The sequence below is a fragment of the Pectobacterium araliae genome (assembly GCF_037076465.1).
GTDB lineage: Bacteria > Pseudomonadota > Gammaproteobacteria > Enterobacterales > Enterobacteriaceae > Pectobacterium > Pectobacterium araliae.
In genome coordinates, this window is record NZ_AP028908.1 from 2408061 (window position 1) to 2418205 (window position 10145).

Annotated in this window: 13 protein-coding genes and 1 pseudogene; 4 read left to right on the forward strand and 10 right to left on the reverse strand. The window is 54.1% G+C overall.

Features of this window, described 5'->3' with window-relative positions:
* Positions 1–11: 11 nt before the first annotated feature.
* Positions 12–254, reverse strand: coding sequence for a hypothetical protein (locus AACH44_RS10930; protein ID WP_261849604.1), 243 nt, complete (start codon positions 252–254; stop codon positions 12–14).
* An 18-nt stretch (positions 255–272) separates the two neighbouring features.
* Positions 273–602 carry a hypothetical protein gene (locus tag AACH44_RS10935; protein ID WP_261849605.1) on the reverse strand — a complete coding sequence of 110 codons (330 nt, stop codon included), beginning with the start codon at positions 600–602 and terminating at the stop codon, positions 273–275.
* Positions 603–714: 112 nt separating this feature from the next.
* On the opposite strand from AACH44_RS10935, the gene AACH44_RS10940 reads away from it, so the two are divergent.
* Positions 715–891 carry a type I toxin-antitoxin system SymE family toxin gene (locus AACH44_RS10940; RefSeq protein ID WP_261849606.1) on the forward strand — a complete coding sequence of 59 codons (177 nt, stop codon included), beginning with the start codon at positions 715–717 and terminating at the stop codon, positions 889–891.
* 54 nt (positions 892–945) lie between these two features.
* Here AACH44_RS10940 and AACH44_RS10945 read toward each other — a convergent pair whose 3' ends face one another.
* The 4 genes and pseudogenes from AACH44_RS10945 to AACH44_RS10960 all read right to left on the reverse strand — a co-directional run bounded on the left by AACH44_RS10945 (position 946) and on the right by AACH44_RS10960 (position 2752).
* Positions 946–1320 carry a DUF6896 domain-containing protein gene (locus tag AACH44_RS10945; RefSeq protein ID WP_261849607.1) on the reverse strand — a complete coding sequence of 125 codons (375 nt, stop codon included), beginning with the start codon at positions 1318–1320 and terminating at the stop codon, positions 946–948.
* 1 nt (position 1321) lies between these two features.
* Positions 1322–2083, reverse strand: a complete 762-nt coding sequence (locus AACH44_RS10950) for a ParB/RepB/Spo0J family partition protein (RefSeq protein ID WP_261849611.1) — start codon at positions 2081–2083, stop codon at positions 1322–1324.
* Positions 2084–2183: 100 nt separating this feature from the next.
* Positions 2184–2573 (reverse strand): annotated as a pseudogene (locus AACH44_RS10955) (hypothetical protein); the annotation flags it as partial.
* Complete coding sequence (locus tag AACH44_RS10960; protein WP_338659231.1) at positions 2573–2752, reverse strand: hypothetical protein; 180 nt, start codon at positions 2750–2752, stop codon at positions 2573–2575. The gene AACH44_RS10960 and the pseudogene AACH44_RS10955, both read right to left, overlap by 1 nt.
* Between AACH44_RS10960 and AACH44_RS21225 the strand changes: the two genes are divergently transcribed.
* Positions 2678–2839, forward strand: a complete 162-nt coding sequence (locus tag AACH44_RS21225) for a SymE family type I addiction module toxin (protein WP_425606650.1) — start codon at positions 2678–2680, stop codon at positions 2837–2839. The genes AACH44_RS10960 and AACH44_RS21225 overlap by 75 nt on opposite strands.
* Here AACH44_RS21225 and AACH44_RS10965 read toward each other — a convergent pair.
* The 4 genes from AACH44_RS10965 to AACH44_RS10980 form a co-directional block, all read right to left on the reverse strand.
* Positions 2828–3109 carry a DUF6966 domain-containing protein gene (locus AACH44_RS10965; RefSeq protein ID WP_261849608.1) on the reverse strand — a complete coding sequence of 94 codons (282 nt, stop codon included), beginning with the start codon at positions 3107–3109 and terminating at the stop codon, positions 2828–2830. The two genes, AACH44_RS21225 and AACH44_RS10965, sit on opposite strands and share 12 nt — an antisense overlap.
* Positions 3106–4035, reverse strand: a complete 930-nt coding sequence (locus AACH44_RS10970) for a hypothetical protein (protein ID WP_338659232.1) — start codon at positions 4033–4035, stop codon at positions 3106–3108. Before AACH44_RS10970 ends, AACH44_RS10965 begins: the two co-directional genes overlap by 4 nt.
* A gap of 934 nt (positions 4036–4969) precedes the next feature.
* Positions 4970–6079, reverse strand: coding sequence for a site-specific tyrosine recombinase XerC (gene xerC, locus AACH44_RS10975; protein WP_261850194.1), 1110 nt, complete (start codon positions 6077–6079; stop codon positions 4970–4972).
* Entirely contained in the window at positions 6066–9308 is a 3243-nt protein-coding gene (locus AACH44_RS10980; protein WP_261850195.1) for a CHC2 zinc finger domain-containing protein, read from the reverse strand. Before AACH44_RS10980 ends, xerC begins: the two co-directional genes overlap by 14 nt.
* A 132-nt stretch (positions 9309–9440) precedes the next feature.
* Here AACH44_RS10980 and AACH44_RS10985 point away from each other — a divergent pair, with 132 nt between their 5' ends.
* Both AACH44_RS10985 and AACH44_RS10990 read left to right on the forward strand, forming a co-directional pair.
* Positions 9441–9806 (forward strand): helix-turn-helix transcriptional regulator, encoded by a 366-nt coding sequence (locus AACH44_RS10985; RefSeq protein WP_338659611.1) that lies wholly within the window; start codon positions 9441–9443, stop codon positions 9804–9806.
* A gap of 80 nt (positions 9807–9886) precedes the next feature.
* The gene (locus AACH44_RS10990; protein ID WP_338659233.1) at positions 9887–10123 is read left to right on the forward strand and encodes a SymE family type I addiction module toxin; all 237 of its coding nucleotides are present in this window, start codon (positions 9887–9889) and stop codon (positions 10121–10123) included.
* Positions 10124–10145: the final 22 nt, after the last annotated feature.

A 10145-nucleotide genomic window follows, 5' to 3' on the forward strand; every position in this document is an offset into this window, starting at 1 on the left:
TCTATATCAAATTATTGCATGTCCGGCACCGAATACACCGCAAATATCCTGCAAGGCCCCGGCTCACAGCCGTGAAAGACACCACTTTCCAGATGTCTTTTCGCTTCATCAAAAGAAGCCAGCAGGCAATGCTCATTAACATTCAATTCCTGCGCCATATGATTACAGGATAAATAAGAACACTCTGGCCATCGCTCATTGCACAAAGAGACAACATCAAAACCCTGCAACTCTTTTTGCTGTGGTATCTTCACGTCGGTGTCAAAAGAGGCTTATGGCTCGAACAGATTCCATCCTGCTGTATCTTCATCATATTGATACTCGTATGCCTCGTAATAAAACATCGTGGTGCCGCTCATATCAATCCCCTCTTCTTTTTCCAGGGAGTGAATCAACTCTGGCGAATCAAACAGCCAATAGCCATTATGACGCCAGAACTGGATATACTCGCAAAAGGAATCAGAGACACAGCAGCTCACCGAGTAAATCTCTTTTACCTGCTCGGCGTTAAGCCAGTCAGGTTTTAGTGCGACTCTTTTAGCTAAATATCCGACGGGGATCATGTTTTCGCTTTTTCTTTGAATATTGTGATTTAATGCCAACTTTTATTTTCCCATAAGGTAAAGTTGATTTATATTTAAAAATTCGGTATAGCTAAACTCTGGCTCAGAACCTTTTATAATTTGATATCCAATGCGTATATACGCAGCCACCATGCCCTTGAACAGATACTGCATCTGTATCGCTTCCACATTGGCGGGTAAGATCAGCCGCAGCCCCAGCCTGCACCTTACTGGCCACTGGCTGGAAGCCGCAGGATTTGGCACGGATACGCCGGTAGTTGTCACCGTTGAGCACGGTCAACTGGTGATACGTATTGTGACTGAATGACAGATAACAAAAATCCCGGCCTTTTTGAGAGGCCGGGATACTTTGACTACTTAATCATATTAATTCATATTGCTTTTCTGATATTTTTTGTAAAACCCCAGACTCAACCATTCCATCTAATAATCCCTTTATTTCATGATCATGATGTGATGGAAAATATTGAGATAAGCGCCATATATCTATCAATTTGGGGTTTTTAATATTATTAATATCGACCACTGCATCTGTCTTATCGTTGCTTATTAAAAACTTAATGCCTTTACCATGTTTAATAAAACCCCATTCATTATCATTAACAAAAATAGTCCCTTTCTTAGGGAAGTCCAGCAAAAAGTCAAAGTCCTTTAAGCTTGGATAAGCAATAAAGAAAGCCTTCATTAACATCTCTTGAAGACTGATAAAATTGATAATTTCTCTTTCGTTCATCATATCAATACCTTACCCTTGCCTCAGCAGCTTCGCGCAAAAGTTGATCACCTTGTTCTTTCGTAACTTCATGTATTCTAACTGGTATATCTTTAATTCCGGCTTTTTCTGCTGCTTCAGCTCTATGATGACCATCAATAATAATTGCTTTACCATTTACGATAGCAACATCAACAGGTTCATTGGCATCAAAGCCATTTGCTTTCATATCTTTTACAAGCCGTTTCACTTGTGAACCCGACATTTCGTTTTTATTTTGCCTGCTAATTAGAATACTTGGATCTACGTTCTTAGTAGTTACTTGAGAAGCACCATTTCCAGTATTATTACCACCCTTGCCAATTCCGGCAGCAATCCCAGCCGCACTTGTCGCCCCCGCCTGAGCAATGGTGTTAATTGCAAGTTGTGAAGCCTCATCCGAACCGCCCACTGCCTGCGCGTTATGTATTGCCTGTAAACGCCCAGCTTCCAGAGCAGGCGTCACAACGTGCAGATAAGCCCATTCCTGAAGGTCTGATCCGCTCAAGCTACCATCAGCCCGAAGTTTCTCCCCCAACTCCTCAATTCGCTGACCATAGCCTGCCTGCAACTCCGCCATTTCTTTGGCTTTTGCAACACACACATCAACACTGGAACAGTTTTCAACACTCTTAATCTGTTCGTCCGAGATTTTCTTGAACTTCTCCGTTACCCCGTCTTTACAGACACTGTCACTGCCACAGGATGACATTTCACTTAGCCGTTGACGGTTCTCCTCTGTACTCAAGAAGTTATTCTCCACCGCATTACGCCCGGACTGTGCGCCGCTGGCAGCAGACGCCGTGCTGTTTGCCTGCCAGACCGGATATCAGCCCGGAGGCCAGCGTGGAAAGCGCGCTGACTGACTGCTTTTCCTCTTCCGTCAGGTCGTTTGCCGTCTTGCCGGGGTATTGATCGGCCATGATGGCGCGAGCGATCAGTTCACCGCTGGACGCACCCATCGCCCCCGCAGCCGCATCCTGACCCGACAGCTGGGCAACAACAGCCCCCACCACCGCGTGCGCCATCGCATTGGCTGCGATATCCGACGCCGTGATTTTGCTTTCATCCTTCGGTATCGTGACATCTCTTTCACCAGTTGTGCCAGATATGGCGATGCACCGCTGGCAATCGCTTTCTGGATGTCCCCACCCGCCAGTGCCTGAATCGCCGCCGTCGCCCTTGGCCTCCGCGGCTTTCTGCGCTTTCAACTCGCCTTCCGTGCGCACGATATCCATCACCTGCGCGCCGATTTCAGGCGTTTTTGCTCTTTCTCTTTGTTAAAGATCGGGCTGAGCGCGTTATTCGCGTGCTCAACATCACGGCTCAGCGTAGTGATATCCTGCACCTTACCGGCAAGTGGCTCGAAGACCTCGACTTTAATACCGGACAGCCCGTTATCGTCACCGTTGAGCACGGGCGACAGGTGATTGAGACTGAGCTAAGGTTCTGCCCGGTAAAAATGACGATCCCGGCACAAGGCCGGGATCTCTCAAGCGTATGAAGCTAAATCGAAAACTTCTGTTCTTAAACGATCAAGCTCTTCATTTTCATCGAACAAAAGAACACCATCCTTGTAGAGTAGTAAATCATTCAGTGACCCCATTCCACCATAAAGGCCCAGAAGATCTGTTCGAGCCGCATCTGGAGACACAACTACTCTATTGGATAGTTCAACAAGCCCATTAGCCCAATCAGGATAACCGCCTATATTTAAAAGTAGTGCCATACGTTTTAATTTGCTTTGTATAGCTAGCAATCTATCTTGATTCATTTTAACGGCTTCCTCTCGATAATTTCAGCGCCTTTAATTTCCCAAGGTTTAACAACTACAATCTGTTGTGTACCACCTACATATAACCCATTTTGGGTTCCAACCTCACCTACATACACTTTTGTCCCTGAGGGTATTTTTATAGCAAAAGATGTATCTATTGGTGATGTTCCCCCACCCGGCCACTTAGGAAGAACAGCTTTATCAATCCTTGTTTGAAGAACGCCTTGCGGTGCTTCGGAGCTAAAGAACTGACCATAAGGTTTCTCGGATACCCCGCCTCGATAAAGAACAGTATCCTCCTGCAATACCATTTCTTTATACCTTCCACCACTAAAGGTAGCCGCTAAATCATTATCTAATGGTCCAGGTTTAATTGCTGAATATTCACCAATAACCTTATTTTGGAATGGAACAACACTGTGGCTAACAGCATTTTCAGCTTTACCCACGACTTTAGCTACCACTCTTTCCGTGAGAGCTGTCCCTGCTTTCGCAACACCGACTCCGCCTGCGATGGCCGCCGCCAAATCAGACACAAGTTTACCGGCTTCAACACCGGCATTGTACGAACCACTTGCACCCGCCTTCTGATACTCAGACTCCATCAGATTGATTCGATCAATATAGCTTTGCTTAACCGCATCCGACATCGTACTAAAAATGTCATCGCCCGCTATCAGTTGCTTGATGGCTTCATAAGCCACAGCAGGATCACTAATGGACTTTGATAAGCTCTCAACAGAATCGTAAAGCCCTTGAGGAACACCAACTAACATCCCTGCAGCGTAGGCAGCATCTTGGCCTAAACTGATAGCGTCCCATTTGGCACCTACTTTCAATTGGCAGGACATGTTGCCTTTACAGGCATCAAACTCTTTATCTCGTTCTGAGCGTTGCTGATTGCTCAGATAGTTATTCTCCACAACAACGTCTTCCGTTGCGGACTCTGCCAGCGAACCTCACTTTTCCCTGTGCAGTCAGCCAGTTACAGCCGGTTTTTCCTGATGCATTTCAATGCCCGAACACCCAAGCCCCGATACGCACTTTTTCATCCCGGCACGCTACCGCCCCGCCGTGACCTTACCGCCTGCAACCGCCACATCATAGCAGCGGCGACAGCCGCTGCCATTACCCGTTTTGTTGTTGAACCGACCTTATCGCGGCGCGAGCCGTTCCGCAGCTTGCCTGTGGGACGGTGAAGCGTCTGCCGGGTGCGGGCTGGCGAAGCCCGCAAGAGAACGGGTTAGCGGGGAGGCCCCCGGCGGGGGCCGCACGGGGCGGAGATGGCGAGCACGGCAACGAGCAAGGAGCCGGCGACTGCGAGCCGGGCGCAGCCAGTGCAGCGGGGTCGGGGCGGGGGCGAAGTAAAGCCGTTAAGCGGAGGCCAAAGGCCGACAACCCCTTTTCTGTTGATGTTGATGTTGACGTTGATGTTTGCTGAAGGGGGGCACCGATGCCTGCGCCGCCAGGGATGGCGGCCACACCCTCGGAGCCAGGGAAGCACGCTGATGTTCGCAGCAGAGCGAGCTGGCGAGCTGTGCGCCACACCGCACCACAGAGCCGAACCCCGGCGGCCAGCCGCTCACCGATGCCGAAGCAGACCGCAGCGCGCCCTTGCGGTAGACGGCGCCGACATAATGTTCGTTACGCGTTGGCCGCGTTCAGCGGCTTTCGCGTAATGCCACATTATGTTGAATGACGACTGGCCAGCAACGTTTCTTGCAGAGAACGGCGTGGGTTAACGCTGGCCGGGCGACATTTACCGCCGGAGTGCCTTACCTGAACAAGGCAAGCGATGCGCCACGGACGGCGCGGCGTTTGCCCTGCACCGTACCCTGCGGCCTTGAAGGGAATGAGCTAACTTTTGCGGCTATCCGGCAACGCGGGCATGTCGTGCGGCTCCGGTGTGTCCGCCTCCTCGTCCGCTATCAGGTCAGCCAGCAGCCCGGTTTCTTCCTCAGCCTCACGCTCCGCCGGGTGCGTACTCGCATGGACTGCGGATAACGCCTTGATGGAGACTTGCGTATAGATTTGCGTGCTCTCCACGCTCGCATGACCCAGCATCGCCTGTATCCACCGGATATCCGCACCATTCTCCAGCATCTGCGTCGCCATCGCATGCCGGAACAGGTGGCAGCTTCCCCATTGAGCGAGTCCCGATGCCCTGATGTAGTGGCCGACCGTGTGGGTAATGCCGTTCGACGTCAGTCCCGCGATTCCATCCAGCGCCACGAACAGCGCCGTGATGTCCTGACTGACCAGCAGTTGCGGCCTCACCTGTTGCTGGTAATAACGTAGCCAGCGCAGTGCCCGGTTTCCTATCGGGATAACCCGGTCTTTCCTTCCCTTGCCCTGCCTCACCGTTACCGTTTTACGGCTCCCGTCCACGCTGTAGACATCCAGCTTTACCACCTCGCCCCGGCGCAGCCCCGTTGACCACAGCAGCTCCATCAGCGCACGGTCACGGATGCCCTGAAGCGTCGTCAGGTCGGGTAAGGCCAGTACCTGCTCCACCTCTTCCACGCTCAGTATCGTGCGCGGCAGTCGCTTTTCCAGCTTCGGCAACTCAAGATCCGCCGCCGGGTTCGCCAGTATCAGATGCTGTTTCGTCATCCATTTGAACCACACCTGCAACGGCTGTAACGCCGTGCGTTGTGTTCGGGTGGAGAGGGGTTCACCGTTGCTTTTGCGGTACTGATACAGATGCCGCTGGTAACGCTCAAGGATAGGCCGCGTCACCTCTGCGCCGTAGTGGACTCCCCGCTCCGCTGCCCACTGGATAAAACGATAGTCGTGGTGCGTCTGCGTCTTCAGCGTGGTTTCCGACCCGTTCCGCTCCCATCGCCACACCACGAACCGCAGCAGCAGCGCGTACAGGCTCTTCGGGTCACAGGCCGGACCAACCGGTTTACGGTAGACCTCATCCACCGTCAGCAGCGCACCCGCTCGCGGTTTACGGTTGGCCATGCTGCGCCTCCTTGTTGACATTGGGGCCGATAGCAGCAACACGTTTTCTTTTTCCTCTTATTACCGTGTTTTCAGCAACCCCGACCGGCTCACCCGCTAAGTCTTGCTGGCTCTGGCCTGACGCCGCTTTTTCACCCTCCGACCGCTGCCCGACCGTACCCCGACCAGCGGCCGACCGGGCACCTTCCAACCCCGACCGGTTATCGCTGCCCTCAACCACGCTATTTACCGGTGAACCCGCACTTACGGGCAGCACGGTTTTACCCGTTTTCTTTTTTCCCTTTATTACTGCGTTTTCAGCAACCCCAACCACTTCACCCGCCAAGCTTTGCTGTCTCTGGCCTGACGCCACTTTTTCACTGTCCGACTGACTACCGACCACACCCCGACCAGTAGCCGACCACTCTTCATCTGACCCCGACCAGCTATCACTGCCCTCACTGGCCGGAACGGTTTTTTCCACATCCAGTAACCCGCATAAGTGCGGCTCGCCGCTGTCTTCGCCATCCCATAACAGGCCGTATTCATAGGTTAACCCACGCCGGAACAACACCAGATATTCCATTTCCAGCAGCCGCGCCAGATGGACTTTTAGCTGCGTATCGCCCCAGCGCAGTGTTGCCCGGACATCCCGCCGTGAGAAGCGGACTTCTTCCGCCTTCAGCGCCTGACGCGCTGCAACGTCCCGCACCATTTCACGCAACAACACCAGTAACTTCCGCGTCTGCGGCGGCATCTCGTCCAGCGTTCGTCCCAGTACCTCATGCGCCAGTTGATTGGCTAACGCGATATCACTCTGTTCCACCTCGATATACTCGATAACCTGCCCCCGGTGCCCGACCCGTTTCACTGCCCGCTGGTACTGATGTAACAACGCGATGGACTGGATTAAGGTGAGGTATTTCATATGGTCGCGCCGGGTTCTTGTCTTGTCGCTCAGGAACGTCAGCCGGTCGGCATACGGATTGACCACCTTCAGTGGACGCAGCAGCCGCTGCGCGTTCTGGTGCAACGTCGTCAGATACTGCTTTTCTGAGGACTGAAGCAACCCTTCCAGCGTCTGGCCGTGACGTTGCATCGCGTGTATCGCCTGCGTCTGCTCTCTGGATTCGTTCACCGTCAGCACTAAGCAACGGTTCAGCAGCTCTTCGTCCACGTCGATGGCCGTGGTGGTCAGCATCAGCATCACCGGTCCCTGCACTTTATACTCCCGTGTGACCAGCTCCCCGCTCTGCTCGTTCTTCCCGGTCGAGGCTATCTTCAGCTCCCCGTCCGACTGCAACAGCTTCAGCGCATACGCCGCCTGTCTGACCCCTTCCTCTTCCGCTATCGCCAGTATCTTGTGCTGTAGCGAGGTTTCGCCAAGGTAGTACAGGCTCTGCCCGGTCATCGCCGAGTACTGGATACGCTCTTCTTCCGGCATCAGCCCCAGCACCGCGTCCATCAGCGAGGATTTCCCCGCTGCCGATGAGGACTGGATAAGTACGGCCAGCGGTTTATCCAGCTTGCGCGACGTCGCCGCCAGATACCCGGTCAGCAGATTGGTGCTTTCCCCCACCACGCCACAGGCCGCCAGGTCATTGACGATACGGTCGGTGAGATGGGGGGATTTGAGTAACGCAAGCGCTGCCGCTTCGTCTTCCACGCTGACCGTCACCGCCGATGACGTTTCCTCAACGGCATGCTGACGCTGTTCGTCCTGCTTCTGCTCCAGCATCAGCAGCACCCGACCGCATTCACGTTTGATGACCGATACCTCACAGCCCAGTTCAACCGCCGCCGCGCTGATATAGCTCTGACGATGACGTGAGCTGTACATGTCCAGTGAGTCCACATGGAACGCGCCGGTTGCGTCATCCCGAACCTGCACGTTCACCTTCATCACCTCGGCCACGCTGTTTTTCTGCCAGCCCCGCACCCGCCACACCCGTGGTCCGGCGCGTAACAGCAGCTCACCTGCATACGTCTGTTCGCATGGCACCACATCAACCGCAGGTGCGGAGGCGGTTAAAGAAGACGCTCCACCGTCCGCTTCAGACACCGGCGTTTCATGGCTGAACACCACGCCGGGGACAACCCCTTTACCCATCCAGCGAGCCTGCTCCAGCGCCAGCCCTAACGCCGCTTCAGGATTACCGCTCTTCAGCGCATAGGCATTCGCATCCAGCCCTTGCGGGAACTGCACCCGCCACGCCCCGATACCGCTTTCCAGCAAGTCACCGGCCACGGCTTCCGCACCCCGGTCGCCCGCCTCATCCCGGTCATAGGCTATCAGCACCCGTTTCACCCCGTGGTACTGCAACGCGGCCAGATGCTCAGCGGTAAAACCGTTGCAGCCATACGCGGCTATCACGTTGCGGAACCCCGCGCACCAGAAGGTCATGGCATCGATTAACGCTTCACACAGGATGATGTCCGGTGAGGCTTTCAGCGCTTCCTCGTTCCACACCCCGGCCAGCGGTGACGGTAAGTAGAGGTGCTTCGCCGCCCCTTTCTTCACCGCATAGTCCGCCGTGGTTCGGCGACCATACAACTGCAACACCCGCCCGCGCTGCGCCACGTTCGCCGACTCGCTCCAGCCCACGACCGGCATCACCACGCAGCCCCGGAAGTGGTCTTGTCGCGTACTCGCCCGCAACACCCCCAGTCCGGCCAGCCGCTCACGCAGCCGTTTTCCCTCCAGACTTGAGGTGGACGGCAATAACCCCGCGCTGCCGCCGATGCCGTGATGACCCGCGAACCCCAACTTAAAATGGCTTACCAGTTCAGGATGGCTCAGCCCGCGACTGACCAGCCACTGCTGTGCCTCCGGGCTGCTCAGCAGATTGTGGTGATAGAAGTCGATAACCTGATGCAGCAACGCCTGACCGTCATCATCCAGATCGGACAGAGAGGTACGCACCACCGTGGGCGAGACAGGGACGGCGGCTAAAGAAGACGGGGTTCCGGCCAGCTCCCGCAGCCGCACCAGAGTCTGCGGATAGGTCAGCCGCTCAGTCTGTTGCAACCAGTCCAGCACCGACCCCGATGCGCCGCAGCCGAAGCAGTGATACAGGTTCTTTGACGGCGTAATGACGCAGGACGGCGTTTTCTCCCGGTGGAACGGACACAGGCACACATGGCTGTCGTCGCCCTGCTTTTTCAGCACATGACCCTGAGACTGCGCCACGGTCAGCAACGACACCTCTCGCTTGAGTCGCGCCAGTTCTGCCGGTGTCATTCGTCCCATTCCGTCGCTCCTGTAAAAACCTGTCAAGACTTATTAAGTGTACTTTAACGGTACACTATATTATACTTTAGTCAAGTCAGCTTAACGGGAGCGGTTACTATCATGGACAACATTCATTACTGGTTCACCGCTATGAACTTCTCCCAACGTATTGTCGCATTGCGTAAACAACGTGGATTAACGCAACAAGGCTTATCTGATGCCACAGGCATTCATGTCCAGCAGATTAAGCGCTACGAAGCCGGTAGCTCTTTACCTACTGCCGATGCACTCAAAAAACTGGCGATTGTCCTGCACGTTACCGCTGACTTTCTGTTGTTTGAACCCGGTGAACGTGAACCAGAGGATGACATGAAGCTGCGCTTTGAGGCTGTGGCTGCCATGTCTGAAGAAGATCGTGAGGTCGCTAAAGCCGTGCTGGATGCCATGATTGTGAAGAGTCAGGTCACACAGGCTGTGGACCGGGTAAGTAAAAACACGGCTAAAAGGAAGTCATAAACACGCAAGAGATAACGCGTGGTTACGGTGCTCGAACACCGCAACCACGCTCACCACTGGCAACTAAAGAGGTAGTTACTATGGCTAGGCAGCATCATAAGTCAGAACCCGCCACACCCCAAGCATTACGACACCTGAAGGTCGGCTATGTCAGCCGCCGTCACGCAGACCGCAATGATATGACGCGCTATTACAGCCGCAGCCCCAGCCTGCATCTTACCGGCCACTGGCTGGAAGCCGCGGGATTTAGGACAGATACGTCAGTCGTCATCACCGTTGAACACGGTCAACTGCTGATCCGCATTGTGACTGAATGACGGATACAAAAAAATCCCGGCC

What these genes read in the sequence shown, in the direction of transcription:
- AACH44_RS10940 (WP_261849606.1), top strand. Translation starts at nt 715, where the DNA reads ATGCCCTTGAACAGATACTGCATCTGTATCGCTTCCACATTGGCGGGT.
- AACH44_RS10945 (WP_261849607.1), bottom strand. Translation starts at nt 1,320, where the DNA reads ATGATGAACGAAAGAGAAATTATCAATTTTATCAGTCTTCAAGAGATG.
- AACH44_RS10965 (WP_261849608.1), bottom strand. Translation starts at nt 3,109, where the DNA reads ATGAATCAAGATAGATTGCTAGCTATACAAAGCAAATTAAAACGTATG.
- xerC (WP_261850194.1), bottom strand. Translation starts at nt 6,079, where the DNA reads ATGGCCAACCGTAAACCGCGAGCGGGTGCGCTGCTGACGGTGGATGAG.
- AACH44_RS10980 (WP_261850195.1), bottom strand. Translation starts at nt 9,308, where the DNA reads ATGGGACGAATGACACCGGCAGAACTGGCGCGACTCAAGCGAGAGGTG.
- AACH44_RS10985 (WP_338659611.1), top strand. Translation starts at nt 9,441, where the DNA reads ATGAACTTCTCCCAACGTATTGTCGCATTGCGTAAACAACGTGGATTA.
- AACH44_RS10990 (WP_338659233.1), top strand. Translation starts at nt 9,887, where the DNA reads ATGGCTAGGCAGCATCATAAGTCAGAACCCGCCACACCCCAAGCATTA.